The 26,854-nt window shown below is 63.2% G+C and carries 24 protein-coding genes; 11 read left to right on the top strand and 13 right to left on the bottom strand.

Annotated elements, in window-relative coordinates; translation table 11 throughout:
* Positions 1-125: 125 nt before the first annotated feature.
* The 8 genes from ACP92_RS19315 to ACP92_RS19280 form a co-directional block, all read right to left on the bottom strand.
* Positions 126-890 (bottom strand): SDR family oxidoreductase, encoded by a 765-nt coding sequence (locus tag ACP92_RS19315; RefSeq protein ID WP_013235816.1) that lies wholly within the window; start codon positions 888-890, stop codon positions 126-128.
* 16 nt (positions 891-906) lie between these two features.
* Complete coding sequence (locus ACP92_RS19310) at positions 907-2,082, bottom strand: fumarylacetoacetate hydrolase family protein (RefSeq protein ID WP_013235815.1); 1,176 nt, start codon at positions 2,080-2,082, stop codon at positions 907-909.
* Positions 2,083-2,257: 175 nt separating this feature from the next.
* Entirely contained in the window at positions 2,258-3,793 is a 1,536-nt protein-coding gene (locus ACP92_RS19305) for a UxaA family hydrolase (RefSeq protein ID WP_013235814.1), read from the bottom strand.
* 89 nt (positions 3,794-3,882) lie between these two features.
* Positions 3,883-4,689, bottom strand: coding sequence for a transporter substrate-binding domain-containing protein (locus tag ACP92_RS19300; protein ID WP_013235813.1), 807 nt, complete (start codon positions 4,687-4,689; stop codon positions 3,883-3,885).
* 58 nt (positions 4,690-4,747) lie between these two features.
* The gene (locus ACP92_RS19295) at positions 4,748-5,482 is read right to left on the bottom strand and encodes an amino acid ABC transporter ATP-binding protein (RefSeq protein ID WP_013235812.1); all 735 of its coding nucleotides are present in this window, start codon (positions 5,480-5,482) and stop codon (positions 4,748-4,750) included.
* Positions 5,466-6,116 carry an amino acid ABC transporter permease gene (locus ACP92_RS19290; protein WP_013235811.1) on the bottom strand — a complete coding sequence of 217 codons (651 nt, stop codon included), beginning with the start codon at positions 6,114-6,116 and terminating at the stop codon, positions 5,466-5,468. The genes ACP92_RS19295 and ACP92_RS19290 overlap by 17 nt, the downstream gene beginning before the upstream one ends.
* Positions 6,117-6,125: 9 nt before the next feature.
* A complete protein-coding gene (locus ACP92_RS19285) occupies positions 6,126-6,809 on the bottom strand; it encodes an amino acid ABC transporter permease (protein WP_013235810.1) in 684 nt (227 codons plus the stop codon).
* Between the two features lie 162 nt (positions 6,810-6,971).
* On the bottom strand, positions 6,972-7,304 hold the full coding sequence (locus ACP92_RS19280) for a hypothetical protein (protein ID WP_240727263.1): 333 nt from the start codon (positions 7,302-7,304) through the stop codon (positions 6,972-6,974).
* 296 nt (positions 7,305-7,600) lie between these two features.
* Between ACP92_RS19280 and ACP92_RS19275 the strand changes: the two genes are divergently transcribed.
* Both ACP92_RS19275 and ACP92_RS19270 read left to right on the top strand, forming a co-directional pair.
* Positions 7,601-8,575 (top strand): LysR family transcriptional regulator, encoded by a 975-nt coding sequence (locus ACP92_RS19275; RefSeq protein WP_013235808.1) that lies wholly within the window; start codon positions 7,601-7,603, stop codon positions 8,573-8,575.
* A gap of 220 nt (positions 8,576-8,795) precedes the next feature.
* The gene (locus ACP92_RS19270) at positions 8,796-9,593 is read left to right on the top strand and encodes a DUF3047 domain-containing protein (protein WP_156181812.1); all 798 of its coding nucleotides are present in this window, start codon (positions 8,796-8,798) and stop codon (positions 9,591-9,593) included.
* A 114-nt stretch (positions 9,594-9,707) separates the two neighbouring features.
* Here the strand turns inward: ACP92_RS19270 and ACP92_RS19265 are convergent, their stop codons facing one another.
* Together ACP92_RS19265 and ACP92_RS19260 are read right to left on the bottom strand one after the other, a co-directional pair.
* Positions 9,708-10,427, bottom strand: coding sequence for a DUF4088 domain-containing protein (locus ACP92_RS19265; protein WP_013235806.1), 720 nt, complete (start codon positions 10,425-10,427; stop codon positions 9,708-9,710).
* Between the two features lie 132 nt (positions 10,428-10,559).
* Positions 10,560-10,910 carry a DUF1304 domain-containing protein gene (locus tag ACP92_RS19260; RefSeq protein ID WP_041312227.1) on the bottom strand — a complete coding sequence of 117 codons (351 nt, stop codon included), beginning with the start codon at positions 10,908-10,910 and terminating at the stop codon, positions 10,560-10,562.
* Between the two features lie 299 nt (positions 10,911-11,209).
* Here ACP92_RS19260 and ACP92_RS19255 point away from each other — a divergent pair, with 299 nt between their 5' ends.
* Positions 11,210-11,674 carry a hypothetical protein gene (locus tag ACP92_RS19255; protein WP_041311207.1) on the top strand — a complete coding sequence of 155 codons (465 nt, stop codon included), beginning with the start codon at positions 11,210-11,212 and terminating at the stop codon, positions 11,672-11,674.
* Positions 11,675-12,030: 356 nt separating this feature from the next.
* A complete protein-coding gene (locus ACP92_RS19250; protein WP_013235804.1) occupies positions 12,031-12,654 on the top strand; it encodes a LysE family translocator in 624 nt (207 codons plus the stop codon).
* Positions 12,655-12,658: 4 nt separating this feature from the next.
* On the opposite strand, the gene ACP92_RS19245 is transcribed toward ACP92_RS19250, so the two are convergent.
* Positions 12,659-13,468 carry a helix-turn-helix transcriptional regulator gene (locus ACP92_RS19245; RefSeq protein WP_041311204.1) on the bottom strand — a complete coding sequence of 270 codons (810 nt, stop codon included), beginning with the start codon at positions 13,466-13,468 and terminating at the stop codon, positions 12,659-12,661.
* 178 nt (positions 13,469-13,646) lie between these two features.
* Between ACP92_RS19245 and ACP92_RS19240 the strand changes: the two genes are divergently transcribed.
* Together ACP92_RS19240 and ACP92_RS19235 are read left to right on the top strand one after the other, a co-directional pair.
* Complete coding sequence (locus ACP92_RS19240) at positions 13,647-15,752, top strand: molybdopterin-containing oxidoreductase family protein (protein WP_013235802.1); 2,106 nt, start codon at positions 13,647-13,649, stop codon at positions 15,750-15,752.
* Between the two features lie 300 nt (positions 15,753-16,052).
* Positions 16,053-17,753: a long-chain-fatty-acid--CoA ligase gene (locus ACP92_RS19235; RefSeq protein ID WP_013235801.1), complete on the top strand. Its 1,701-nt coding sequence runs from the start codon at positions 16,053-16,055 to the stop codon at positions 17,751-17,753.
* Between the two features lie 85 nt (positions 17,754-17,838).
* On the opposite strand, the gene ACP92_RS19230 is transcribed toward ACP92_RS19235, so the two are convergent.
* The gene (locus ACP92_RS19230; protein WP_013235800.1) at positions 17,839-18,789 is read right to left on the bottom strand and encodes a 2-hydroxyacid dehydrogenase; all 951 of its coding nucleotides are present in this window, start codon (positions 18,787-18,789) and stop codon (positions 17,839-17,841) included.
* 122 nt (positions 18,790-18,911) lie between these two features.
* Positions 18,912-19,346, bottom strand: coding sequence for an acyl-CoA thioesterase (locus ACP92_RS19225; protein ID WP_013235799.1), 435 nt, complete (start codon positions 19,344-19,346; stop codon positions 18,912-18,914).
* 152 nt (positions 19,347-19,498) lie between these two features.
* Between ACP92_RS19225 and ACP92_RS19220 the strand changes: the two genes are divergently transcribed.
* The 5 genes from ACP92_RS19220 (at position 19,499) to ACP92_RS19200 (ending at position 26,854) form a co-directional block, all read left to right on the top strand.
* Complete coding sequence (locus tag ACP92_RS19220; RefSeq protein WP_013235798.1) at positions 19,499-21,403, top strand: ABCB family ABC transporter ATP-binding protein/permease; 1,905 nt, start codon at positions 19,499-19,501, stop codon at positions 21,401-21,403.
* A 75-nt stretch (positions 21,404-21,478) separates the two neighbouring features.
* Entirely contained in the window at positions 21,479-22,474 is a 996-nt protein-coding gene (locus ACP92_RS19215; protein ID WP_013235797.1) for a LysR family transcriptional regulator, read from the top strand.
* 336 nt (positions 22,475-22,810) lie between these two features.
* Positions 22,811-24,103 carry a Glu/Leu/Phe/Val family dehydrogenase gene (locus tag ACP92_RS19210; RefSeq protein ID WP_013235796.1) on the top strand — a complete coding sequence of 431 codons (1,293 nt, stop codon included), beginning with the start codon at positions 22,811-22,813 and terminating at the stop codon, positions 24,101-24,103.
* A gap of 860 nt (positions 24,104-24,963) precedes the next feature.
* Entirely contained in the window at positions 24,964-25,911 is a 948-nt protein-coding gene (locus tag ACP92_RS19205; protein WP_013235795.1) for an amino acid ABC transporter substrate-binding protein, read from the top strand.
* A 193-nt stretch (positions 25,912-26,104) separates the two neighbouring features.
* Positions 26,105-26,854, top strand: coding sequence for an amino acid ABC transporter permease (locus tag ACP92_RS19200; protein WP_013235794.1), 750 nt, complete (start codon positions 26,105-26,107; stop codon positions 26,852-26,854).

Raw genomic sequence — 26,854 nt, 5'->3', positions numbered from 1 at the left:
AAGGAAAGCGCCTATTATGCCGCTGCGCCGTTGATTGATAAACCTGATCAGCCCGATCGCAGACGCACCGGCCCAAACAGGAACGGCATGCCGCAGCATGCCGTCCGTTGTCCCCGTCGATGAGCTTAGTTGGACCAGCCGCCGTCGATCATGTGGATGGAACCCGTGGTGAAGTTGGACTCGTCGGAGGCCAGGTAAAGCGCCAGCGCCGCCACTTCCTCGGCCTTTCCGATGCGCCCCATCGGCTGACGGCCGACGAAGGCGGCGCGCACTTCCTCTTCGCTCTTGCCGGTTTCCTTGGCCTGGGTGCTGATGCGCTGGTTCAGCGAGGGCGATTCGATCGTGCCCGGGCAGATGGCGTTGCAACGGATGCCTTGCGCCACGAAGTCCGCCGCCACCGACTTGGTCAGGCCGACCACTGCCGCCTTGGATGCGCCATAGGCAAAGCGATTGGCGACGCCCTTCACGCTCGAGGCCGCCGAAGCGATGTTGACGATGGAGCCCGCCTTCTTGGCCAGCATGCCCGGCAGCACCGCGCGGATGGTGTGGAACATGGCCTTGGCATTGAGGTTGAAGGAAAAGTCCCAGGCCTTGTCATCGCATTCCAGGATGTTGCCCGCCGCCACGTAGCCGGCGCAGTTGAACAGTACATCGATGGTCCCGATCTTGGCCACCAGCGCCTTGATGGCGGCGTCATCGGTGACGTCCAGCAGATGGGTTTCCACGCCGGCGATACCCGCCAGTTCGTCCAGGTGGGGCTTGCTGATGTCGGTAGCGATCACGCGCGCACCTTCGCGCGCAAACAGCTCGGTGGAGGCGCGGCCAATGCCTTGGGCCGCAGCGGTGATGAGGACAGTCTTGCCGGCGAGGCGGCCAGTGGATGCGGACATGCTTGTTCCTTTGCGGTTAAATGAGTTTGCGGTCGGCCAGATTTTTGAACAGCGCCGTCAGGCCGAAAGTCCACGGCGCCGTCTGATCGCTGAAGTTGACCGTATTGACCAGCGCGCCCAGTTTGGGCGTGGAGATCGTGACAATGTCCGCCACCTGATGGGTGAAGCCCTGGCCGGGACCGAAACGGTCCTGGGTCGGGGCGAACATGGTGCCCAGAAACAGCACCAGTCCATCCGGATACTGGTGGTTGGGGCCGATCGCATGTTCCACCAGCTGCAGCGGATCCCGGCTGATCATGGACATGGAGCTGCTGCCCTTGAGCGTAAAGCCTTCCGTACCATCGACCCGCATTGTAAGTTCGGCGCGGCGCACATCGTCAATTGAAAAGTTTGCGTCGAACAGGCGAATGAAAGGCCCGACGGCGCAGGATGCGTTGTTGTCCTTGGCCTTGCCCAGCAGCAGGGCGCTGCGGCCTTCGAAGTCGCGCAGGTTGACATCGTTGCCCAGCGTCGCGCCCACCACCTTGCCGCGGCTGTTGATGGCCAGCACGATTTCCGGTTCCGGGTTGTTCCAGGCTGATTTCGGATGGATGCCGACCTCGTCGCCCAGACCCACCGAGGACATCGGTTGCGCCTTGGTAAAGATTTCCGCATCCGGGCCGATGCCCACTTCCAGGTATTGCGACCACACGCCCTGATCCAGCAGCACTTCTTTCAAGCGCGCGGCCTCGGGCGAGCCTGGCACTACGCTGGAGAGGTTGTCGCCGATGACGGCGGTGATGGCCTTGCGCACCGATTCGGCCTTGCCGGCATCGCCACGGGCCTGTTCCTCGATCACCCGTTCCAGCATGCTGGCCACGAAGGTCACGCCGCTGGCCTTGACCGCTTGCAGGTCGATGGGCGCCAGCAGCCAGGGCCGCGAGGTATCGCGGCCGGCCGCATCGGCGTTATCCAGCAGCTCTTGCAGCGTGGCGATGCGCGTCATGTTGGTGGCCGAGCGCACGGCGGCCGCAGGATTGTCCAGCTCCAGCAATTCGCTGGAGGTGGCGGCGATGAGGGTCAGGTCATAGGCGCCATCGGCATCGATCCTGACCAGCACCGGACCCACGCCCGGTTGCCAGATGCGGCCGATCAGCGTGGCCTGGGCGTGGTCTTCAGGCAGATGCGCCTGGAGCGAAAAGGTGTGTGCCATGTTCTTGATTCCTTATGTGGGAGGCGGACCCGGACTACACGGGAAGCGGGTGTCGCCATGATGGTTCTGTTCTGCAGGGGGAGACGGGTAAGACGGGTAAGACGGACAAGACCGACAAGATCGATAAAAGGTAGCCCAGCCGCAACCGGGCCCCGATGATCTGGATCAGGTCAACTCAGGTATAGACACCGATATGCCACGGCACGAACTCGTCCTGGCCATAGCCATGCAGCTCGCTCTTGGTCTTCTTGCCCGAGGCGGTATCGAGGATCATCTGGAAGAAGCGTTCGCCAATCTCCTGGGGCGTGACGTTTCCGTCGGCAATTTCGCCGCAGTTGATGTCCATGTCTTCTTCCTGGCGTTGCCACAATGCCGTATTGGTCGCCAGCTTGAGCGAAGGCGCCGGTGCGCAGCCATAGGCCGAACCGCGGCCGGTGGTGAAACAGATCATGTTGGCGCCGCCCGCGACCTGGCCGGTGGCGGAGATCGGATCGTAGCCCGGGGTATCCATGAAGACGAAGCCGCGCGCAGTGACCGCCTCGGCATACTTGTAGACATCCACCAGATTGGTCGTGCCGCCCTTGGCGACCGCACCCAGCGACTTTTCCAGGATGGTGGTGAGCCCCCCGGCTTTGTTGCCGGCGGAGGGGTTGTTGTTCATCTCGGCGTCGTTCTTGGCGCAATACTCTTCCCACCAGGCGATGCGCGCCAGCAGCTTCTCACCCACTTCCGGCGAGACCGCACGGCGGGTGAGCAAGTGTTCGGCGCCATAGATTTCGGGCGTCTCGGAAAGGATGGCCGTGCCGCCATGGCGTACCAGCAAGTCCACCGCCGCGCCCAGCGCCGGGTTGGCGGTGATGCCCGAATAGCCATCGGAACCGCCGCACTGCAGGCCCAGGGTCAGGTGCTTGGCCGATACCGGTTCGCGCTTGATGTCATTGGCCTTGGGCAGCATCTTCTTGATCTTCTCGATCCCCAGCGCCACGGTCTTGGCGGTGCCGCCGGTGCCCTGGATGGTGAAGGTATGGAAGTATTCGCCTTCCTTCAGGTTGTGGCTTTCCATCAGGCCCGAGATCTGGTTGGTCTCGCAGCCCAGGCCCACCACCAGCACGGCAGCGAAGTTGGGATGGGTGGCGTAGCCGGCCAGGGTGCGGCGCAGGATCTGCAGCGGCTCGCCCTGCGAATCCAGTGCGCAGCCCTGGCCGTGGGTCAGCGCCACCACGCCATCGATGTTGGGATAGTCGGCCAGCACTTCTGGATGGATGTCGCGGCGGAAGTAGTCGGCGATGGCGCGCGCGGCCGTGGCCGAGCAGTTCACCGAGGTCAGCACACCGATGTAGTTGCGCGTGGCCACGCGGCCATCCGGACGCACGATGCCCATGAAGGTGGCCGGGGTGGCGACGAAATCGACCGGCTTCACGTCCGCGCCGAAATGGTGTTCACGCGAGAACTCGGCCATGGCCAGGTTGTGCGTGTGGACGTGCTGCCCCGGCGCGATGTCCTGGCTGGCCGTGCCGATGATCTGGCCATAGCGCTTGACCGGTTCGCCAGCGGTGATGGCGCGGGTGGCCATCTTGTGGCCGGCGGGGATGAGGCCCTGGACCTTGAGGCCGCCTTCGTCCTGCAGCACGGTGCCGGAAATGAGCTGCTGGCGGGCGATGACGACATCATCGACCGGGTTCAGGCGGATGACGGGAGAGTGTGCTTTCATGTTGATCTCGGTGAGAACGTGGGTGCTACGGGCTGGCCGCAGACGCGGCGGGCGCATGCCGCACCCGGTGGGGCGCGGCATGCCGGAAATTACTTGGCGGCGAACTGCGCCAGGTCAGGCATGGGGCTGCCCACCCATTGCTGGTAGATGCCGGGCAGCTTGCCGTTCTTCAGGTTGGCGCTGATCCATTCGTTGAGCCACTTCTCCAGTGCCGGCTCGCCCTTGCGCAGGCCGATGGCATAGGGAATGTCCTTGATGGCGAACTTGGTTTCCAGGTTCTTGGACGGGTTCTGCTTGGCAATGGCCGAGGCCAGCGAATTGGGTGTACACAATGCATCGACCTGGCCCGAGATGATGGCTGCGGTCACGGTGGCGTCGTCATCGAAGCGCACGATGTTGGTTCCCTTGGGCGCGATCGGGGTCAGCAGAGAATCCTGCATGTTGCCGCGGACCACCGCGACGCGCTTGCCGACCAGGTCGTTGAGGCTCTTGATGTTTTCACCCTTGGGGGCGGCCACCACGAATTGCGATGCGCCATACGGCTGGGTGAAGGCCACCACCTTCTGGCGTTCCGGCGTGATCGAGAAGGAGGAGATCACCATGTCGGCCTTGCCGGTCATGAGGAAGGGGATGCGGTTGGGGCCGGTGACCTGCACGATCTCCAGTTCCACGCCCAGGTCCTTGGCCAGCAGGCGCGCGGTTTCCACGTCCGAGCCCTGCGGTTCCAGCTTGGCGTTGGTCATGCCGAAGGGCGGCGCGCCCAGGTCGATGGCGACCAGTACCTTCTTGCGCGCCTTGATGTCGGCCAGTGCATCGGCATGCGCGGCCTGGGCGAAACAAGCCAGGCCTAGCACGACAGCGGCGGCTTTTCTGGTGAAGCTGAGCAGTTTTTTCATTGAAGTCTCCTGAGTGGTTGTGTGCTGCTGCTGAAAACAAGGGGCATGCGAACCGGATTCACAGATCGCTGGATACGAACTTCTGCAATTCGGCCGTCTTCGGATGACTGAACAGTTCATCCGGCGGCCCGATCTCCCACACCTGGCCCTGGTGCATGAACACCAGCACGTCGGCCAGCTTGCGGGCAAAGGCCATCTCGTGCGTGACCAGCACCATGGTCATGCCGCCACGCGCCAGGTCTTCCATCACCTTGAGCACTTCGGCGGTCAGTTCCGGGTCCAGCGCCGAGGTCACTTCATCGAAGAGCATCAGTTCCGGCGCCATCGCCAGCGAACGGGCAATGGCCACGCGCTGCGCCTGGCCCCCCGACAGCTGCTCGGGATAGGCATCCTTCTTGTTCTCCAGGCCTACCAGCTGCAAGACCTTGTGGGCGATGGTCTTGGCTTGCTCGGTCGACATCTTCTTGATGGTGGTCAGCGCCAGGGTGATGTTGCGCTCCACGGTCAGGTGCGGGAACAGGTTGTAGCTTTGGAAGACGATGCCGACCTGCTTGCGCAGCTCGCGCAGGTTCAGCTTGTCCGGATGGTGGATGTCATGGCCGCAGACCTGGATGTCGCCGGCGTCCACCTTTTCCAGGCCATTCAGGCAGCGCAGCAGCGTGCTCTTGCCCGAACCGCTCTTGCCGATGATGGCCACCATCTGGCCCTTCTGTACATCCAGCGACACGCCGTTCAACACCTTGTTGCTGCCGAAGCTCTTGTGCAGATCCTTGATCTTAACGATGGCTGACATTCAATTTCCTTTCAAAGTGCTTGGACAGCGCCGACAGCGGGAAGCACAGGCAAAAATAGATGAGGGCGACACAGCCGAACACGGTGAACGGCTGGAAGGTCGAGTTGTTGATGATCTGGCCGGCGCGCGAGAGATCGACGAAGCCGATCACCGAGGCCAGCGAGGTGTTCTTGACGATCTGCACCATGAAACCCACGGTAGGCGGCGTGGCGATCTTGACCGCCTGCGGCAGGATCACCTTGGTGAGCTGCTCGAAGCGGTTGAAGCCCAGGCATTCCGAGGCTTCCCACTGGGTCTTGGGCACCGCCTGGATGCAGCCGCGCCAGATCTCGCCGAGGAAGGCGGCGCAGTAGATCGCAAAGGAAATGCCGGCCGCCACCAGCGGGGTAAGCTTGAAGCCGGCGATAGCCAGTCCGAAGTAGGCTACGAACAGGATCACCAGCAGCGGAATACCCTGCACCACCTGGATATAGCCGCTGGCAATGCCGCGCAGCACGGCATTGGGCGAGACCCGCCACAAGGCGATCACGAAGCCGGCCACACCGCCGAAGACGAAGGCCACCAGCGACAGCACCACGGTCCAGACCGCCGCTTGCAGCAGGTACTCCACATGCAGGAAACTGAATGCGTTCATCGCCGCTCCTTACAGGTTGGTGCCAAGCTTGCGCTTGCGCACGAAGGCGATCTGGCTGATTGCCCAGAACGCGCCACGGAACAGGAAGGACAGCACCAGGTAGGCCACCGCGATGACCGCATACACCTCGAAGCTGCGGAAGGTTTCCGACTGCACCAGGTTGGCGGTGGCGGTCAGTTCTTCGGCCGAGATCTGCGAGGTGATGCTGGAGGCCAGCATGAGCAGGATGAACTGGCTGGTCAGCGAGGGATAGACGCGCTCCACCGCCGGCAGCAACACCACATGCCAGTAGACATGGAAGCGCGACATGCCCAGGCATTCGGCCGCCTCGATCTGGCCGGGATGGATGGAGTTGATGCCAGCGCGCATGATCTCGGTGGTATAGGCGCCGACGTTGACGGTCAGCGCAATGACTGCGGCGGTCTCTGCCGAGAGTTTCCAGCCGATGCTGGCCAGGCCGAAGAACACCAGGAACACCTGCACCAGCAGCGGCGTATTGCGGATGATCTCGACATAGGCCAGCACCAGGCCGCGCACCAGCGCCAGCCGGCTCTTGCCGGCAATCGCACAGAGCGTGCCGACGGCGAAGCCCAGCACGATGGACAGCGCCGAGAGCTGTATCGTCAGCCAGGCGCCCATGAGCAGGCGATCCCAGTTGGCGAAGACGCTCATGAAATCGAAGGTGTAATTCATCGGCGCTCCGATGATCCAGAGCCGGGGGAAGGGTGATGCATCAGCATGAGGGTGGTCTCCTTTGCAGTTTTCCTGGGTCGGCCTCTTGTTGTGTGACCTCGGGGTCAGGGCCTTGGCATGATTGCCTGGGTGCTTTGCGCCTTGCGGCGCGCCTGGGTCGGGTTACAGCGGCTTGACGCCACCCGGCCGGAATGCCGACTTCACGTGCGCGATGCCATTGACCAGCGGCGCGCCGAAGTCGGGAATGCTGATCTCGATGCTGTCGCCATCCTCGGTGCGCACGCTGTAGGCGAAGGACAGGTTGGCCGCGCCCATGTAATGCACATGCACATCGCCGGCATGCAGCAGATGCGAATACTTGAAGTAGTGATATTCGAGGTTCTCTATGCTGTGGCACATGTTGTCGGGACCGGTCAGGAATTCCTGTTCCCAGATCACGCGGCCATTGCGGCGGATGCGGGTCATGCCCACCAGGTGCGCCGGCGGCAACCCCACCAGCAGCTCGGGGCCGAAGGAACAGTGGCGCAGCTTGGAGTGGCCCTGGTTCCTGCGCGGTCGCGGTATTGAATCAGCCTCACCGGGTCTCCTTGTCTGTCCGCCATGTCGGTTCTGGTCAGCCAGGCAGGCGGCTAGCAGGCGATGGGCATTCGCAGGCGGCAGGAATGCCGGTGCGCGCTTGCCATCGCTCCTGCCAACGTCTCCTGAGCTTTTTTCACGCATCGCCTTGGCAGGTCGATAGATGCGCTAGCATTGTGGTTTTTCCGGACTGACTATAAGAGGCGAGTGCAGCGATGTCTAATGAGCTTAATTCATCGGGTGATAACCGACTCGGCGAGGGCGCCAGCGAGCTGCCCTCGGTGGGGTCCATCGTCAGCCGCCTGCGGTTTCGCCAGGTCGCCTTGCTGACGGCGCTCGACGAGCAGGGCTCGCTGCACAAGGCCGCCGAGGTCATGCACATGACCCAGCCGGCGGCCACCAAGGCCTTGCATGAAATGGAGGATGCGCTGGGGGTGACGCTGTTCGACCGCTCCCCGCGTGGGATCGAGGCCACTGAGCTGGGACGCTGCGTGATCCGCTACGCGCGCCTGATCCAGAGCGACGTGGCCAACCTGCGCGATGAATTGCAGAACATGATCAGCGGTCGCGGCGGCCGTCTGGCCATTGGTACCATCATGGGAGCAGCGCCCTTCGTCACCCGCGCGCTCTCGCGCCTGCGCGAGATCCAGCCGGAAGTCTCCATCGAGATCAGCGAAGACACCAGCGCGCGCCAGCTGCTGCTGCTGGACCAGGGCCGCATCGACCTGATGATAGGGCGCTCCTCGGTCAGCTCCCAGCCCAACCTCTATCATTACGAAATGCTGCGCGGCGAGCCCATGTGCATCGTCAGCGGCATCGACCATCCCCTGGCCACAGCCCAGAAGGTGCGCCTGCAGGAACTGGCCGAGGCCTCCTGGATCCTCTATTCGAGCAACATGCCCATGCGCATCTGGATCGAGCACGAGTTCAAGCTGGAGGGGGTGAAGGTGCCCGGCAACGTGATCGAGACCGCCTCGCCCTTCGTCACCATCACCCTGCTGGCGCAATCGAACATGGTGGCCGTCATGCCGCTGGACATCGCCCACTTCTTCGCCGCCAAGCAGATGCTGGGCATCCTGCCGGTGAACCTGAAGACCCGCATCGAGCACTACGGCATCGTCACCCGCAAGAACACCACCCTGTCTTCGCTGGCCAAGATGTTCATCCAGATCCTGCGCCAGCAAAACTGAGCGGGCCTTGCCTTGCCTTGCATGGCCATGCGCTGAGCTGTTGCTTCCTGACGTTTTTTTGCAGTCTGGGGTTTTCCCCGATGTCGTAGTAAGGCGATTTCCTGTTAGCCTTCGTCTGCGGTCGGGGTGGCCGCGCTCTCTCCGGTTGCTCTTCATGATTCTGCATTTCCTGCGTGGCCCTGTGCGTCACGCTGCCTTTCCTGTTCTTGCTTCTTCCTGCATGCGTCACATCCTGGGGGCGGCCTGTGTGGCCGGCGCAGCCTTGCTGGCTGGATGCTCGGCACAGCAGCCGGCGCCGCTGGATGCCAGCGCCAGGCAGGCCAAGCAGGCTAGGCTGGACCAGGCCTTGGCGCTGTTCTCCAGCAATCCCGCCGGGGGCCTGCCGGCAGGCTGGGAGCCGCTGACCTTCACGCGCAAGAAGATCCCCACCGAATACCGGCTGATTGATGAGAATGGCCGCAGCGTCCTGCACGCCTGGGCCGATCGCGCCTCCTCGGGACTGCGTCATCCGGTCGATATCGACATCAACAAGAAACCCTGGCTGAGCTGGAGCTGGAAGACGGCCGGCCTGATCCCCACGGCCGACCTGCGCTATCGCGAGACCGATGATTCACCGGTACGCATCGTGCTGGCCTTCGATGGCGACCATGACAAGCTCTCGCTGATGGACACCATCCTCTTCGACACGGCCAAGCTGCTGACGGGCCATGAATTGCCCTATGCCACGCTGATGTATGTCTGGGACAGCAAGGCCGAAGTCGGCACCGTGATCGCCAATGGCCGCACCGGCCGCATCCAGATGATGGTGGCCGAAAGCGGCCCGGCCCATGTGGGACAGTGGCGCCGCTACCAGCGCAACGTCGCCGAGGACTACGAACGCATCTTTGGCGAAAAGCCCGGCCGCCTCGTCGGCGTGGGCGTGCTCACCGATACCGACAACACCAGCCAGAAGATGGAAGCCTGGTATGGCGACATCCGCCTCATGCGCGACCCCGACCACAGCATGCCGGCACAGTGATGTCCGCCCGACAAGCAAATAGCCGCGGGAAAAAGTTCAAAGGCCTGCCGACAGCGTATGTCGGCAGGCCTTTGTTGTCTCGCAGTCATGTCGCCTTGCGGTTGCGCCTAGCGATCAGACCCCGCGCCACCAGGCAGCCACATGGCCCCAGAAGCCCTTGGGACCTTCGTCGAAGAGCCAGGGCTTTTCGCGCTTGAGCTTTTCCATCATGTCCTGTTCGGCCTTTTCGGACACATTGCCGTAGGCCCGTCCCAGTTTGAGCAGAGTGCGCATGGCCCCCAGCTTCTCGCGCGCCACCATGCCCGAGGCGTGTTCGATGGCGATATGGGTCTCGCGCAGTTCCTGCACCATGGCGTGGGCCAGTTGCGAGGCCGGCGTCTTGAGACGTTCCTGCACCACCGCGATGCTAGTGGCCGAGGCCTTGATCTGCGCGGCCAGCACGTCGACCTGGCTTTCATCGCCCTTGGCCTGCTTGATGATGGCCATGGCCCAGGCCTTGGAGGCGGCCACCAGCTCGTCTGTTCCCCAGTCGTGACGCACCGCGATCCAGAAGCCGTAATTGGCGGCCTGCTCGATGAGGATCTGGACCACGTCCGGGAAGTCCTTGTCCATGGCCCGGCGCGCCCAGGCATACTGGCCCGAGAGCATCAGGTGCTGCACGGCTTCTTCGGTAAGGAAATTGCTGTTCTCCGACAGCTTGGCCAGCAGGTAGTTGTCGAAGGAAGGCTTCACGAAGCCCGAGTCGATCTTGGTGGAAAAGCGGACGAAGTTCTGGTAATCGCGCTCCAGCGAATCGTAGATTTCGTCCTTGAGGATGAGTTTGATCTGTTTCATGAGGCTTTCCCTCGGCCCGTAGCCGATGTTGTCGTTCCGGCATCGGATGGCCGGAATGCTGCTGTCTGGTCGATGCGTGATGCCATCGGGAAACTTGTTAACGGCGCGCAGACCGGGAAACTTTATGTCTGATCAGCTCGCCAGTACCGCCAACAGCGCCAGCAGGGCGGGCAGGCCCTGGACATAGAGAATGGTGCGCTTGGCGGTGAGGCCGCCATAGATGCCGGCCACCAGCACGCAACTGAGGAAGAACAACTGCACCGAGCGGTCGCCGGTGCTCAGGCTCCAGAACAGCCCGGCGGCCAGGAAGCCGTTGTAGAGCCCCTGGTTGGCGGCCAGCACACGGCTGCTTTCGGCGGCTTGGCGCGATTGGCCGAAGGCCTTCAGGCCCAGGGGTTTGGTCCACAGGAACATTTCCAGGATCAGGATCCAGACGTGTTCCAGGGCGACCAGCAGGATCAGGATGGTGGCGAGCGTGTGCAAGGTTTCTTCCTTTTTCATTATTTCGGCGGAGCTGTGTGCCGCTCTCCCCTGTGTGCTCGCCATCATGCCTGAAAGCCGCCGCATCGCCAATACAAGGGAATGTGTGCCGAGAACGGTGCGGCTGGTGTATTGGCAACCTCGTCTTCAGCGGTTAGAATGCGCAGCGCGGGCGCGGCAGGGCGCCCGTTTCCGCGAAAGCCGATGCATCTGCCCAGTGATCTGCCCAGTGTCACCTTCTTTTCGAACCCAGCGTTTCACCTTGACCGTCGTAGCGGAAAACGACTGATGAAAGGAAACGTATGTGGTCTTCTCACTATCCCCACTCCACGCATGGCGTCATGGCAGGTTTCGGCCCGGCCTTGTGCAACAGTGATTTCTTGCGACGCTATGGCAAACGGCTATTGCGCACCGCCCGCAGCGGCAGGAACTATGAAGCTCTCCCCATCGTGCGCCGCATTGTGACCATGTCGGTCACGCCTGAGTTGTCGGTCAGTGAGCTGTTTGCCTTGCGGGAAAGTCTCCAACTGAAACATCTGCTGCACACGCTGGCGCGTGAAATCGGCTTTTCCTGTTGGGAAGCATGTGTCAGGCAGATCGATGCACGGCCCGCTTCGTTGCTGGACCGTTATCGCTTCGAGCTTGGCCAGTTCTGTGACTTCCAGACCAACTGGTTTCCTGATATGGAAGTCGCACAGCACTGGCAGCGTCAGCACGGAGGCTACCTGATCGCATTCGGTCGGCAGGTCGTCGCTATCCTTCACTGATCGATTGCCGTCAACGAGGCAGGGGGGCACTGCCTCGGCGATTCAGGTCCTGTTTTCGGGCTTGCTTTATCGAAAGAGATGTCTCAGCCAGCCGCACCCGGTCAGTGGTGCCGATGGGTCGCAGGTCGTGGTCGAAATCGACGCTGGGATTGTGCTGGTTGCACGGTCCCAGCCCATGGCCGGCTCGGCGTCGGCGCCGAACTCTCCGGTCAGTACCTCCACCGCGAAGGTGGTTTCACTGGCGTGATTGCGACCAACTGCCAACTGCGCGCTGTGCAATTTCGTTCAATACAGCGTTCCTGTGCCTGTCTAGCATGCGCTTTTTTTACAGCGGACATCTGCACAGGAGGCCCCCCATGTTTTCTTCCGAATTCCTGCTTCTGGCCAGCGCCCATCTGCTGGCGCTGGCCAGTCCTGGTCCTGATTTCCTGCTGCTGGTGCGCGGCGCGCTGCGCCATGGACGCGGCTATGGCCTGGCCGCCAGTGCTGGCATCGCTGCGGCCAATGGCTTGTATATCGCGCTGGCCATCGCCGGCTTCAGCCTGCTGCAGCACAGCCCGGCCCTGCTGGTGGCCATGCAATGGCTGGCCAGCCTCTATCTGGCCTGGCTGGGATGGATGTTCATGCGCGCCAGCCTCGAACCAGCGCCATGGCCTGGGTCGGCGGGGCGTCAGGCCGCAGCGGCCTGGCGTGGTGTCGGTGCGGGCTTCCTGTCGGCCTTGCTCAATCCCAAGAACGGCCTGTTCTATTTCGGCCTGTTCACGCTCATGGTGGAGGCCCATACCGGCCTCCCGCGCAAGCTCTTCTATGGGGTGTGGATGTTCGGCGCGGTGCTGGCCTGGGATGCGGGACTGGTCTGCCTGATGGCGCAGCCGCGGGTGGCGGCGCTGCTGGACCGGGCCCTGCCGATGGTGGAGCGCGTGGCCGGACTCTTGCTGATGGTGGCGGCGGCGGCGCTGGCTGTCACGCGCAGCGCCTGAACGCTCAACGGCGCGTGTACTGCAGCGGCGTGGCCGCGACCCGTGACTTGAAGGCGCGATGGAAATGGCTCTGGTCGGCAAAGCCGGTGTCATAGGCGGCGTCGGCCGCACTGGCGCCTTGTTGCAAGAGGGTGCGGGCCTGGCGGATCTTCATGTCCAATTGCAGGGCGTGCGGGGTCATGCCATAGCGGCGACGGAACTGGCGGATCAGCTGGTAGCGGCCCATGCCCGCCACCTCGGCCAGTTCGTCCAGGCTCACGCTGCGACGGCAATGCTGCTGCAGATGCGCGTAGGCGCGTCCGAGGCCGTGGGCGTCCTCGGTGAGGGGCGCGGCATCGTGGGCGCAGGCTTCGGCGCACAAGAGCATGATTTCCTGCAGGCAGGTGATGACCTCGGCCACACGTTCGCTGGCATCGTGGTCCAGCGCCAGCGTCATGCGGTCGAGCAGTTGCACCGCTTGCGGCGAACGCAGCACCTGCGAGCGCATGCGCTCAGGCAGGCCGCGGGTGGCCGGGGTTTCGGCCAGCAGCGTGGACAGCCAGCCGTGCTCGATGTGGAACATGCGATAGCTCCAGCATTGCAGGTCGGCCGGGTTGCAGCAATGGACGTCGCCGGCGCGCACCAGCACCACGTCGCCGGGCGCGATGGGCTGGCTGTGCTCGGCCAGCGCAAAGATGCTGTGGCCGGCATCGACGATGCCGATGGAAAAGCTGTCGTGCGTATGCGGGGCATAGCAGGACAGGCTGCCGGTGGCGCGGCGTCCTTCGAGAAAGGGCAGGGCGGGGTCGCGCCAGAAGTGCTGGAGGGCGGGCATGTGTGGGTCTGCGCGGGAGTCGTGATGAGGCATTTTAAGATAAAGTAGCTGCTGTGCCGTTGTCGGCTTGTATTGCTGGTCCTCTGTATCTCCGACCTCTGGTCTTTTTGTCCTTTTGTCCTTTAGTTCTGTAGTCCTGCATTCCCGCATTCATCCTTTTCCTCTCGCCGATCCTGCCATGACCACCACCATCGTCCGCGCCGCTTGTCCTCACGATTGTCCCGATACCTGCGCCTTGCTGGTGACCGTCAAGGACGGCGTGGCCACCGAGGTGCGCGGCGATCCGGCGCACCCGCCCACTGCGGGTGTACTCTGCACCAAGGTCTCGCGGTACGCCGAACGCACCTACCATCCGGATCGGCTGCTGCACCCGATGCGTCGCGTAGGCAAGAAGGGGGAAGGCAAGTTCGAGCGCATCAGCTGGGACGAGGCCATCGCTACCATCGCCCAGCGCCTGGGCCAGATCGCCCTGCGCGATCCGCAGGCCATCCTGCCCTACAGCTATGCCGGCACCATGGGCCAGGTGCAGGGTGAATCGATGGCCGGACGATTCTTCCACCGCCTCGGCGCCTCGCAGCTGGAACGCACCATCTGCGCCTCGGCCGGCGGCGCGGGCTATCGCTACACCATCGGCGCACGCGTCGGGGCGGACCTGGAACAGGTCGACCATGCCAAGCTGATCCTGATCTGGGGTGGCAATCCTATCGCCTCCAACCTGCACTTCTGGACCCGCGTGCAAACCGCCAAGCGCAATGGTGCGCGCCTGATCGCCATCGATCCCTATCGCTCGCTCACCGCCGAGAAATGCCATCAGCACATCGCCCTCTTGCCCGGCACCGATGCAGCGCTGGCGCTGGGGATGATGCATGTGCTCATCAGCGAAGACCTGCTGGACCATGACTACATCGCCCGCCATACCCTGGGCTTCGAGCAGTTGCGCGAGCGCGTGGCCGAGTGGACGCCGGCGCGCACCGCCGAGGTGTGCGGCATCAGCGCCGAGGAAGTGCTGAACCTGGCGCGGGAATACGGCCGCGTGGCCTTGGCCGGCGAAGGCGTATTCATCCGCGCCAACTACGGCTTGCAGCGCGTGCGTGGCGGCGGCATGGCTGCGCGCAATGTGGCTTGCCTGCCGGCGCTGGTGGGAGCGTGGCGCCATCCCGCAGGCGGTGTGCAGATGTCGGTGTCGGACAGTTTCCCCAAGGATGCGGCCGCATTGAGCCGGCCCGACCTTGCCGCCGGCCATGGCAAGCCCGCCCGCGTCATCAACATGAGCACCATCGGCGATGCCTTGCTCCATCCGGCGTCGGCGGACTTCGGTCCCAAGGTGGAAGCGCTGATCGTCTATAACTCCAATCCGGTGGCGGTCGCGCCGGAGTCGGCCAAGGTGGCCCAGGGCTTTGCCCGCGAGGATCTGTTCACGGTAGTGCTGGAGCATTTCCAGACCGATACCGCCGACTACGCCGACATCCTGCTGCCGGCCACTACGCAGCTGGAACACATCGACGTGCATGCTTCCTATGGTCACGTCTACATCATGGCCAACAACGCCGCCATCGCCCCCATGGGCGAGGCCAAGCCCAATACCGAGATCTTCCGTCGGCTGGCGGCGGCCATGGGCTTTACCGAGGACTGCTTCCAGGACAGCGATGACCAGCTGGCGGCCGTGGCGTTCAAGCGCGATGATCCGCGTAGCGCCGGCTACGACTGGGAACAGTTGAAGCAGAAGGGCTGGCAGCGCCTGGCCGTGCCGGTCGCGCCCTTTGCCGAAGGCGGGTTTGCCACGCCCTCGGGCAAGTGCGAGTTCTACTCCGAGCAGATGAAGGCGGCTGGACTGGATCCCTTGCCTGCCTACATCCCGCCTTATGAATCGGTGGCCAGCAATCCGCAGTTGGCGGCCAGGTATCCCCTGGCAATGATCTCGCCCCCGGCGCGCAACTTCCTCAATTCCTCCTTCGTCAACGTGCAGAGCCTGCGCGATACCGAAGGCGAGCCGCACCTGGACATGCATCCCCAGGACGCCGCCGCGCGCGGGATCTCCCAGGGTGACATGGTGCGCATCTTCAATGACCGCGGCAGCCTGCAGGCGCGCGTGCGTGTGACCGACAAGGCGCGTGTGGGGCTAGTGGTGGGCTTGTCGATCTGGTGGAAGAAGTTTGCCGCCGATGGCAAGAACGCCAACGAAGTCACCAGCCAGCGCCTGACCGACATGGGCCATGCGCCCACCTTCTACGACGTGCTGGTGCAGGTGGAAAAGCTGCCGGCGCAGGGCCTGCTGGCGGGCTGAGCTGCACTTCACAGGCGCTACAATGTTGCCGCCAGGCAGTGATTCCAGCCCAGGCGGCCGGCCACGGCGTATCATGCCGGGTAGCGCTCTTGCCATCGAGGTCAACGGGTCGGCTGGCCCGGCGGCTTTTTGCAAAATATTGCCGTTCCAGGCTTAAAAAGCTTGCTCGCCGGGCCAATGCTGGATAGCATCTGCGTTAAATAAAAAAACACTCGTGCTTTTTTTGCTGTGCGCGCCAAGCGGAGGCCTCGTTCCCCCGCCCAGCCCCAGCGCACGTTATCCGGAGACTGAGGACACACTATGGAAAGATTCTGGCTTGCTTCCTATCCCGCAGGCGTTCCTGCCGAGATCGACCCTGGCCGCTATGGGTCATTGGTGCAGATGATCGACGAAGCCTTCGTCCAGCATGCCGACCGCCAGGCTTATGTCTGCATGGGCAAGTACCTCAGCTACCGTGAACTGGATAGTCTCTCCCGCGCCTTGGGCGGCTGGCTGCAAGGCCTGGGCCTGCAGAAGGGCGCGCGCGTGGCCATCATGATGCCCAACGTGCTGCAGTATCCGATCGCCATTGCCGCCATCCTGCGCGCCGGTTACACCGTGGTCAACGTCAATCCGCTCTATACCGCGCGCGAGCTGGAACACCAGTTGAAGGACTCCGGCGCCGAAGCCATCTTCGTGCTGGAAAACTTTGCCTGCACCCTGCAGAAGGTGGTGGCCCACACCAACATCAAGCACATCGTCGTGGCCAGCATGGGCGAGCTGCTGGGCGCGCTCAAGGGAACGCTGGTGAACCTGGTGGTGCGCCACGTCAAGAAGCTGGTGCCGGCCTGGTCGCTGCCCAACGCCATCACCTTCAGCCAGGCGCTGTCGCAGGCGCGCGGCAAGACCTTGCAGCCGGTCACGCTGACCCACGACGACATCGCTTTCCTGCAGTACACCGGCGGCACCACGGGCGTGGCCAAGGGCGCGGTGCTGACCCACCGCAACCTGGTGGCCAACGTGCTGCAGGCCGAGGAATGGCTGACCCCGGCGCTGAAGGCCGGCAAGCCCATCGACCAGCTGGTGTTTGTCTGTGCGCTGCCGCTGTATCACATCTTCGCGCTGACGGTGTGCAACATGCTGGGCACGCGCGAAGGGGCGCTCAACCTGCTGATCCCCAATCCGCGCGACATCCCCGGCTTCGTCAAGGAGCTGGCCAAGTACAAGGTCAACACCTTCCCGGCCGTCAACACGCTCTACAACGCGCTGCTCAACAATGCCGATTTCGCCCGGCTCGATTTTTCCGGCTACCGCTGCTGCGTAGGCGGCGGCATGGCGGTGCAGAAGAGCGTGGCCGACAAGTGGAAGAAGCTGACCGGCTGCCCCATCATCGAAGGCTACGGCCTGTCGGAAACCTCACCCATCGCCAGCGCCAATCCCTGCACCATCGACGAGTACACCGGCACCATCGGCTTGCCGCTGCCCTCTACCGAATTCGCCATCCTCGACGATGACGGCCAGCCGGTGCCGCTGGGCCAGCCCGGCGAGATCGCCATCCGCGGACCGCAGGTGATGCCGGGTTACTGGCAGCGTCCGGACGAGACCGCCAAGGTCATGACGCCGGACGGCTTCTTCAAGACCGGCGACATCGGCGTGATGGACGAGCGCGGCTATACCAAGATCGTGGATCGCAAGAAGGACATGATCCTGGTCTCGGGCTTCAACGTCTATCCCAATGAGGTCGAAGGCGTGGTGGCGCAGCACCCGGGCGTGCTGGAATGCGCCTGCGTGGGCGTGCCGGACGAGCACACCGGCGAGGCCGTCAAGCTCTTCGTGGTGCGCAAGGACAAGACCTTGAGCGCCGCGCAGCTCATGGACTACTGCAAGGAGCAGTTCACCGGTTACAAGAAGCCCAAGTACATCGAGTTCCGCGATGAACTGCCCAAGACCAATGTGGGCAAGATCCTGCGCCGTGAACTGCGCGACGAGCCGGCCAAGGCGCAGCAGAAGCAAGCCGCCTGAACCTGAACGTGGAATGACAAGGCCGCTGCCGGAGTGATCCGGCGGCGGCCTTTTTTCTTGTTCTCCCGTGAGGAAAAACGAAGGCTCAGTCCGGCACTGGCGAGATCACGCCGGCGCCGCTGAAATGCGCCTGCAGGTTGTTGAAGGCCAGGTCCGCCATGGCCGTACGCGTGACCAGGGTGCCGCTGGCCATATGCGGGGTGAGCACGACATTGTCCAGCGCCGCCAGTTCGGCCGGCACATTGGGCTCATCGGCAAACACATCCAGCCCGGCGCCGGCGATGACGCCGGTCTTGAGCGCGGCGATCAGCGCGGCTTCATCGACCACCGAGCCGCGCGCCACGTTGATGAGGAATCCCTTGGGGCCGAGCGCTTCGAGCACCTCGGCATTGACCAGTGCGCGCGTGCCTGCGCCGCCCGGGGTGATCATCACCAGGAAATCGACTTCCCGGGCCAGCGCGGTGATGCTGTCCACGTAGGTGTAGGGAACGTCCTTGCGTGAGCGGTTGTGATAGGAAATCTGCATGTCGAACGCCGCCGCGCGCTTGGCAATGGCCTGGCCGATGCGGCCCAGGCCGACGATGCCCAGGCGCGCTCCACTGACCTTGGTGGTGAAGGGGAAGGGCCCTTTCTTCCACTCGCCACTGCGGGCGAAACGGTCGGCGCGCACCACGTTGCGGGCGGTGGCCAGCATCAGCGCCATGGCCAGGTCCGCCACATCGTCGTTGAGCACGTCAGGGGTGTGGGTGACGTGGATGCCGCGTTCGCGCGCGGCCGGCACATCCACGCCGTCATAGCCCACCCCGAACACCGAGACGATCTCCAGCGCCGGGAAGCGCGCCATGAACTCGCGGCTGACCTTGGCCTCGCCATTGGCGGCGATGCCGCGTATCTGCGGCGCGATGGCGGCCAGTTCGGCTTCGCTGTGGGGTTGCAGGATCAGGTTGTGGCAGGTGTAGTGCTGCTGCAGCAGGTCCAGCAGATGCTGCGGCAGGCGGGCGACGATGAGGACGTGGGGGCGGTTGTTGGTAGTCATGGTCAGATAAGGGAAACGGTGGCGGTGACTGAGCGGGATGGAACGATATGCCGCGTATATGCCACGATACGCAGCACGCCCGCCCTGCGGGCTGAAAATTTTTCATCCCGCAGGCCGGCCCGTTACAGTACCGGGTTCAGCCCGGCTTCACGGCTGGGGTCCAGCGGCGGCAGCGGGCGCGGCTTGCGGTTTTCATCGGTGGCCACGTAGGTCAGCGTGGCTTCGGTGACCTTGACGATCTCGGTCTGCAGGCGATTGCGTTCGGCATAGACCTCGACATTGACGGTGATGGAGGTATTGCCCACCTTGACGATATCGGCGTAGAAGGACAGCAGGTCGCCCACGAATACCGGATTCTTGAACAGGAAGGAATTGACTGCAATGGTCGCCACCCGGCCATTGGCGCGGCGCGTGGCCGGCAGCGAACCGGCAATGTCCACCTGCGCCATGATCCAGCCGCCGAAGACGTCGCCATAGACGTTGGCGTCGGAGGGCATGGGCATGACGCGCAGTTGCGGCGCCTTGCCCGGTGGAAGTTCGGGAACGGTGGATGACATGGAAGGCTCCTTCGTAGGTGAGCTCCGGCGGCGCGCCGGGATGGCTCTTATAATTCGGGTTTGCGCCCGCAGGCGCGGCAAGGGCCTAGTGTATCGGATGTTGCGCTCCTGCTGTCTTGCGATGCCTACCTTCCTTCCCAGTCATCTGCCCAATGCGCCGCTATCCGAATTCCTCGTCCTCGCCCCAAGCCCCCATCCAACGCCAGCGCGGCGACTGGGAAGTGGTCAGGACGCTGCTGCCCTATCTGTGGACCTACAAGTGGCGCGTGCTGCTGGCGCTGGCTTTCCTGGTCGGGGCCAAGCTGGCCAATGTGGGCGTGCCGCTGGTGTTGAAGCGGCTGGTCGACGCCATGACCATCACGCCCACCCATCCGCAGGCGCTGCTGGTGCTGCCGCTGGGCCTGCTGGTGGCGTATGGCGCATTGCGCCTGGCGACTGCGCTCTTCACCGAATTGCGCGAACTGATGTTTGCCCGCGTCACCCAGCGCGCCGTACGCACCATTGCGCTGCAGGTGTTTCGTCATCTGCATGCGCTGTCGCTGCGCTTCCACCTCAACCGCCAGACCGGCGGCATGACGCGCGACATCGAGCGGGGCACGCGAGGTGTTTCTTCGCTGGTGTCGTACACGCTCTTTTCCATCCTGCCGACCTTGATCGAGATCGCCCTGGTGCTGGCTTATCTGATCACGCATTACGATGTCTGGTTCTCCGTCATCACCGCTGGCGCGCTGGTGTGCTACATCCTCTTCACCATCACGGTCACCGAGTGGCGCACGCATTTCCGGCGCACCATGAACGAGCTGGATTCGCACGCCAATACCCGCGCCATCGATTCCCTGCTCAACTACGAGACAGTCAAGTATTTCGGCAACGAGGAATTCGAGGCGCGCCGCTATGACGAAGGACTGCAGCGCTATGAACGCGCGGCGGTGAAGTCGCAGAGTTCGCTGTCGCTGCTCAACACCGGCCAGTCGGCGATCATCGCCATCGCGGTCACGCTCATCCTGTGGCGCGCAACAGTGGGCGTCATCGATGGCAGCATGACCCTGGGCGACATGGTGCTGGTCAATGCCTTCATGATCCAGCTCTACATTCCGCTGAACTTCCTGGGCGTGCTCTATCGCGAGATCAAGCAGAGCCTGGCCGATATGGAACGTCTGTTCTCGCTGCTGGAAGAACATCGCGAAGTGGCCGACAGCGCCGATGCAAAGCCCTTGAAGACACAAGGAGCGAACTTGCATTTCGATCACGTTGATTTCAGCTATGAACGTAATCGCCAGATCCTCTTCGATGTCGATTTCACGGTGCAGGCCGGCACCACCACGGCGGTGGTGGGACATAGCGGTTCGGGCAAGTCCACGCTGTCACGGCTGCTATACCGTTTCTATGATGTGGATGCCGGCGCGATCCGCATCGACGGCCAAGACCTGCGCACGGTCACGCAGGCCTCGCTGCGCCAGGCCATCGGTATCGTGCCGCAGGATACGGTGCTCTTCAACGACACCATCGAATACAACATCGCCTATGGCAAGCCCGGTGCGACCCGCGAGCAGATCGTCGCTGCGGCCAAGGCAGCCTATATCCACGACTTCATCGAATCGCTGCCGGACGGCTATGCCAGCATGGTCGGCGAGCGCGGCCTGAAGCTGTCCGGTGGCGAGAAGCAGCGCGTGGCCATTGCCCGCACGCTGCTCAAGGACCCGGCCATCCTGATCTTCGATGAGGCCACCTCGGCCCTGGACTCGCGCGCCGAGCAGGCGATCCAGCAACAGCTCGAAGAGATCGCCCGTGAGCGCACTACGCTGGTCATCGCTCACCGTCTTTCGACCATCGTCAATGCCCAGCAGATCCTGGTGCTGGACCATGGCCGCATCGTCGAGCGCGGCACCCATGCCGGACTGTTGATGGCCGGCGGTTTGTACGCGCAGATGTGGCTGCGCCAGCAGGCCGGCGCGGACGAGGAGGGCGGCTCCCCTGCGCCGCTGCTGGAGGCGGTGGCAGCGCCAGCCGAGCCGGGCGCCGAACCCAGCGTCATGCTGCCTGCGCAGCAGCGCTGAACGCGGGCAGCTTGCGCCGGCGCGGGCGCAGCGGCACAATTCGCCATTCGACCTAGAACGGGAAGTGGGCGGGCAATGGAAAGCAAATGGCTTGAGGATTTCGTCTCCCTGGCGGAAACGCGCAGTTTCAGTCGCTCGGCGGAGTTGCGGCATGTGACGCAACCGGCCTTTTCGCGACGCATCCAGTCGCTGGAGGCCTGGCTGGGCACCGACCTGATCGACCGCACCTCCTATCCCACCCGCCTGACCGCCGCCGGCGAAGTCTTCTACGAGCAGGCCGTGGCCATGCTCGGCCAGATCAACAACACGCGCGCGCTGTTGCGCGGCAAGCGTCCCACCGCGCAGACCACCATCGACTTTGCGGTGCCGCATACCCTGTCGCTGACCTACATGCCGAAGTGGTTGAGCGCGCTGGAATCCGGCTTTGGCGCCATCAATACGCGCCTCATCGCCCTCAATGTCCACGACGCCGTCATGACCATCGTCGAAGGCGGCTGCGACCTGCTTCTCTGCTACCACCACCCGCGCCAGCCGGTGCAGCTCGATAGCAGCCGCTATGACATGCTGACCATGGGCACGGAAACCTTGCGTCCCTATTCGCGCTGCGACCGCAATGGCAAGCCCGATTACGTTTTCCCGGGCAGCGCCAAGGCTCCCGTTCCCTTCCTCTCATACACCAGCAACGCCTATCTGGGACGCATGGTCGAGCTGATGATGGCCGATACCAAACGCCCGCTGCACCTGGACAAGCACTATGAGACCGACATGTCGGAGAGCCTCAAGATGATGGCGCTGGAGGGCCATGGGGTGGCTTTCCTGCCGGAATCCTCGGTGGTACGCGAAGTACGTAACCGCCAGTTGGCGCGCACCGATGTGCCCTCCGGGGAATGGGAAGTGGAAATGGAGATTCGCCTCTACCGCGAACGCCCCACTGCGCAGCGCGCTGGCAAGGCGCTGGTGGCGCGCTTGTGGGAGTATCTGGTGGAGCTCGATGCGCAGCGCCAGGAGGGGGGCAAGGGGAGTGCGCGCACGTCCGGTGGCAAGGCAGGACGTGCCGCCGAAAAGGGCTGAATACGCCAAAAAAATCCTTGTTGATCACCCGCAATCCCGTATAGGAAGTGGGTTCTGCATGGTTATGCATGGCATGCATAGTTACATGCTCACAAAGCATTAGCCTAGGATTGGCCGGCTGGCTACGATGGCGGCGCTGAATCGGACAGGCACGAATTTCCAGCAGGCGCAGGAGGCGTCGGGCTGGCATGGCGCGCCTCCGTGCCATGCGCCGCCTTGCCTCAAGGCAGGATTTGCGCGCAGGTGATCACGGAGTAACATGCCCTGGCGAACGTCGGAATTTGGAAGCCTATATTTGTCCTCAACAGCGCGGCAACCCAAAGGAGCGATTGCATCATGTCGAACGTACCTAATCACGAAGTGCCTTCCTATCTCGTCCCGCACGGCATCGGTCCGTGGGGCGTCTATCTCGAACAGATCGACCGCGTCACGCCCTACCTGGGCTCGCTGGCGCGCTGGGTCGAAACCCTGAAGCGTCCCAAGCGCATGCTGGTGGTCGATGTGCCCATCGAGCGCGACGACGGCACCATCGCCCACTTCGAGGGCTACCGTGTTCAGCACAACACCTCGCGCGGCCCCGGCAAGGGCGGCGTGCGTTTCCACCAGGACGTGACGCTGTCGGAAGTCATGGCGCTGTCGGCCTGGATGACCATCAAGAACGCGGCCGTGAACGTGCCCTATGGCGGCGCCAAGGGCGGTATCCGTGTCGATCCCAAGACCCTCTCCCGCGGTGAACTGCAGCGCGTCACGCGCCGCTACACCAGCGAGATCGGCATCATCATCGGCCCCAACAAGGACATCCCGGCGCCGGACGTGAACACCGATTCGCAGATCATGGCCTGGATGATGGACACCTATTCCATGAACCAGGGCAGCACCTCTTCCGGTGTGGTCACCGGCAAGCCCATTTCGCTGGGCGGCAGCCTGGGCCGTCATGAAGCCACCGGTCGCGGCGTCTTCGTGGTGGGCTGCGAAGCCGCTGCCAAGCGCGGCCTGGATATCAAGGACGCCAAGGTGGCGGTGCAAGGTTTCGGCAACGTCGGCGGCATCGCTGCACGCCTGTTCGCCGAGGCCGGCTCCAAGGTGGTCGCGGTGCAGGATCACGTGACCACGGTGTTCAACGCCGGTGGCCTGGATGTACCGGCGCTGCAGGCCTACGTCGCCAAGAACGGCAGCGTCAAGGGCTTCGCTGGCGCCGATGAGATCACCGATCGCGCCCAATTCTGGTCGGTCGATTGCGACATTCTGGTGCCTGCTGCACTGGAACAGCAAATCACCGAGGCCAACGCCAACCAGATCAAGGCCAAGATCATCCTGGAAGGCGCCAACGGCCCGACCACGCCGGCAGCGGACGACATCCTGCGCGACAAGGGCGTGCTGATCGTGCCGGACGTCATCGCCAATGCCGGCGGCGTGACTGTCAGCTACTTCGAGTGGGTGCAGGATTTCTCCAGCTTCTTCTGGACCGAAGACGAGATCAACCTGCGCCTGACCCGCATCATGCGCGAAGCCTTCGCCGCCGTCTGGCAGCTGGCCGACGAGAAGAAGGTGTCGCTGCGCACCGCAGCCTTCATCGTGGCTTGCACCCGCGTGCTGCAGGCGCGTGAGATGCGCGGCCTGTATCCGTAATTCCATCACGCAGCACCCCCGGGCGACCGGGGTGACCCGGCCCAAGACGATCCGATAGAAGATCGTCGGCCGATTGAGAAGGTCAAGGAGGAGACGTGGTTGCAGTGCATACGCGCACCGCAGGCCGGCTGGCCTTGCGGCGCACACTGATTCAGGACGGACCCGGCATGTGCATGCCGGGCGCTGCCGCATGTGCGTCCGGCGCATGCGAGCGGCCTGATCGCATGCGTCTTCCTGGTAGTGGTGTCCATCGCTGCCGATCGTTGTTCTCCAGCCTTCCATCCCGCATTACTGACCGCCTCGCCAGCCTGCCTGGGGCGCGGTTTTCCGGCAGTCCTGCCCTTGTTCCCGCATTTCTCCATCCGCTGCGTTGCTTGCGCATGTCCTGTTCGTCTGGCGCCACCTGGTATGCGTTGCGCGCATGCGTGCAACCAGGATGTTCTGGCATGGATATTGCTCGAAGGAATCCCGTTATCGCTGCCGTATGGCGATATTGGTTTGCCTCGGTGCGTGCGGGCCAAGGGTGTTGATGAGGCGCCTGGCGACGCCTCGGCCTGATGAGGGTTTTTGCGGATTGCATGACCCGGGGGCAGATGGCGTACAATGCGCCCGCCGAGTTGCGTATGAGTAATGTGCCAGCAGTGGGTTCGCCGTGGGGGTGGTTTTTAGCAAGTGGACGACCAGGGGCGGGCAGACAAGGCTGGTAAAGCAGAGAGTTAAGGCAGAAAATAGGCATCACGGCAGAGAACAACAACAGGCTTTTCAATAGAGCCGACGGCCTTTTCCACGGGCGGTTTGCGCTGTTTCGGGGAGAGGCCTTTTGATACACTACGTAAAAAATTTTTCCAGGAGGTCACACAATGAAGTTATTGAAGCTAGCAGGGGTGTTGGTCGGTGCAAGCGTGCTGATGAGCTCGGTTCACGCTGAAGAATTCACTGGTCGTCTGAAGAAGATCAAGGACTCCGGCACGCTGACGCTGGGCGTGCGCGATTCGTCGATTCCGTTCTCGTATCTGGATGACAAGCAGTCCTACCAAGGCTACTCGATCGACCTGTGCCTGAAGGCCGCCACTGCGATCCAGAAGAAGCTGGGCCTGACCTCGCTGAACATCAAGATGGTTCCGGTGACCTCGGCCACCCGTATCCCCCTGATCGCCAACGGCACCACCGATATCTCCTGCGACTCCGCGACCAACAACCAGGAGCGCTGGAACCAGGTGGCCTTCTCGGTGACCGAATTCGTGACCGCCAACAAGTTCCTGTCCAAGAAGGCAGCCAACCTGAAGACGCTGGAAGACCTGAAGGGCAAGACCGTGGTCTCGACCTCCGGCACCTCCAACCTCAAGCAGATCACTGCGCTGAACGCCGAACGCAACCTGGGCATGAACATCCTGGCTGCCAAGGATCACGCCGAAGCCTTCCTGATGGTGGAAACCGGCCGTGCCGCCGCCTTCGTGATGGACGACATCCTGCTGTCCTCGCTGGCGGCCAACTCCAAGGCTCCTGGCGACTACCAGGTGTCCTCGGAAGCCCTGTCGGTGGAGCCGTACGGCCTGATCCTGCCCAAGGGTGACAAGGAGTTCAAGACGGTCGTGGACGATGCGCTGACCGTGGTCTACAAGGGCGACGACATCAAGAAGATCTACGCCAAGTGGTTCCAGTCGCCGATCCCGCCCAAGGGTGTGAACCTGAACGTTCCGATGAGCCCGCAGCTGCAGGCCGTGCTGGCCAAGCCGACCGACTCCTACGATCCGGCTGCCTATGCTGTCGTGCCGGAAGCCCAGAAGAACATGGGCAAGAAGAAGTAATCGGCGTATTGCCTGGTGCAATCTGACGAAACGGGGGCCTGTCCCCCGTTTTGTTTAGCCAGCGCCGCTGCGCTTGCCTGGGGGCAAGATCGTCGGCGGCGCCTGGCGACCGAACACAAAACAAGCGGCGCGGCATTTGCCTGGTGACCGCGCCCGACAGAACACAGACTTCGATACACAGACGAGGCCATTTATGCATTACAACTGGAATTGGGGGATCTTCTGGGAGATGTCTCCCGATGGTATCCCCTACATCGACACGCTGCTGGCGGGCCTGAAATGGACCCTGGCCACTGCGGCCTGCGCCTGGATCATGGCACTGATCCTTGGCACCATCTTCGGTACCCTGCGTACCACCACCAAGCCCTGGGTCGTGCGCATCGCCAACGGCTACGTGGAACTGTTCCGCAACATTCCGCTGCTGGTGCAGATGTTCCTCTGGTACTTCGTGATGCCCGAGCTGCTGCCGGCCTTCATCGGCGACTGGATCAAGAGCCTGCCGGACGCTTCCTTCGTGACCGCGACCCTGGCGCTGGGCTTCTTTACCTCTTCCCGCGTAGCGGTGCAGGTGACCACTGGCATCCAGGCGCTGCCGCGCGGCCAGCGCATGGCCGGTGCGGCGCTGGGGCTGACCCCGGTGCAGACCTATCGCTATGTGCTGCTGCCGATGGCTTTCCGCATCATCATCCCGGCGCTGACCAATGAATTCGCCGCCATCATCAAGAACAGCTCGGTGGCGCTGACCATCGGCTTGGTCGAGCTGACCGCTGCGACCTATTCGATGCGTGAGTTCACCTTCCAGACCTTCGAGGCCCTGACCGGCGCCACCATCATCTACGTGATCATTTCGGTCATCGCGCTGTTCATGGCGCGTCTGCTGGAAAAGGTCACCGCCGTACCGGGCTACATCACCGGCGGCAGCACCAGCGCAGGAGGGCATTGA

The sequence above is a fragment of the Herbaspirillum seropedicae genome, assembly GCF_001040945.1.
In the GTDB taxonomy this organism is placed as follows: domain Bacteria; phylum Pseudomonadota; class Gammaproteobacteria; order Burkholderiales; family Burkholderiaceae_D; genus Herbaspirillum; species Herbaspirillum seropedicae.
This window is presented reverse-complemented; position numbering and strand designations above follow the sequence as displayed.

Coding starts and splice junctions, on each gene's coding strand:
- ACP92_RS19315 (WP_013235816.1), bottom strand. CDS start 890: ATGTCCGCATCCACTGGCCGCCTCGCCGGCAAGACTGTCCTCATCACC.
- ACP92_RS19310 (WP_013235815.1), bottom strand. CDS start 2,082: ATGGCACACACCTTTTCGCTCCAGGCGCATCTGCCTGAAGACCACGCC.
- ACP92_RS19305 (WP_013235814.1), bottom strand. CDS start 3,793: ATGAAAGCACACTCTCCCGTCATCCGCCTGAACCCGGTCGATGATGTC.
- ACP92_RS19300 (WP_013235813.1), bottom strand. CDS start 4,689: ATGAAAAAACTGCTCAGCTTCACCAGAAAAGCCGCCGCTGTCGTGCTA.
- ACP92_RS19295 (WP_013235812.1), bottom strand. CDS start 5,482: ATGTCAGCCATCGTTAAGATCAAGGATCTGCACAAGAGCTTCGGCAGC.
- ACP92_RS19290 (WP_013235811.1), bottom strand. CDS start 6,116: ATGAACGCATTCAGTTTCCTGCATGTGGAGTACCTGCTGCAAGCGGCG.
- ACP92_RS19285 (WP_013235810.1), bottom strand. CDS start 6,809: ATGAATTACACCTTCGATTTCATGAGCGTCTTCGCCAACTGGGATCGC.
- ACP92_RS19275 (WP_013235808.1), top strand. CDS start 7,601: ATGTCTAATGAGCTTAATTCATCGGGTGATAACCGACTCGGCGAGGGC.
- ACP92_RS19270 (WP_156181812.1), top strand. CDS start 8,796: ATGCGTCACATCCTGGGGGCGGCCTGTGTGGCCGGCGCAGCCTTGCTG.
- ACP92_RS19265 (WP_013235806.1), bottom strand. CDS start 10,427: ATGAAACAGATCAAACTCATCCTCAAGGACGAAATCTACGATTCGCTG.
- ACP92_RS19255 (WP_041311207.1), top strand. CDS start 11,210: ATGTGGTCTTCTCACTATCCCCACTCCACGCATGGCGTCATGGCAGGT.
- ACP92_RS19250 (WP_013235804.1), top strand. CDS start 12,031: ATGTTTTCTTCCGAATTCCTGCTTCTGGCCAGCGCCCATCTGCTGGCG.
- ACP92_RS19245 (WP_041311204.1), bottom strand. CDS start 13,468: ATGCCCGCCCTCCAGCACTTCTGGCGCGACCCCGCCCTGCCCTTTCTC.
- ACP92_RS19240 (WP_013235802.1), top strand. CDS start 13,647: ATGACCACCACCATCGTCCGCGCCGCTTGTCCTCACGATTGTCCCGAT.
- ACP92_RS19235 (WP_013235801.1), top strand. CDS start 16,053: ATGGAAAGATTCTGGCTTGCTTCCTATCCCGCAGGCGTTCCTGCCGAG.
- ACP92_RS19230 (WP_013235800.1), bottom strand. CDS start 18,789: ATGACTACCAACAACCGCCCCCACGTCCTCATCGTCGCCCGCCTGCCG.
- ACP92_RS19225 (WP_013235799.1), bottom strand. CDS start 19,346: ATGTCATCCACCGTTCCCGAACTTCCACCGGGCAAGGCGCCGCAACTG.
- ACP92_RS19220 (WP_013235798.1), top strand. CDS start 19,499: ATGCGCCGCTATCCGAATTCCTCGTCCTCGCCCCAAGCCCCCATCCAA.
- ACP92_RS19215 (WP_013235797.1), top strand. CDS start 21,479: ATGGAAAGCAAATGGCTTGAGGATTTCGTCTCCCTGGCGGAAACGCGC.
- ACP92_RS19210 (WP_013235796.1), top strand. CDS start 22,811: ATGTCGAACGTACCTAATCACGAAGTGCCTTCCTATCTCGTCCCGCAC.
- ACP92_RS19205 (WP_013235795.1), top strand. CDS start 24,964: ATGAAGTTATTGAAGCTAGCAGGGGTGTTGGTCGGTGCAAGCGTGCTG.
- ACP92_RS19200 (WP_013235794.1), top strand. CDS start 26,105: ATGCATTACAACTGGAATTGGGGGATCTTCTGGGAGATGTCTCCCGAT.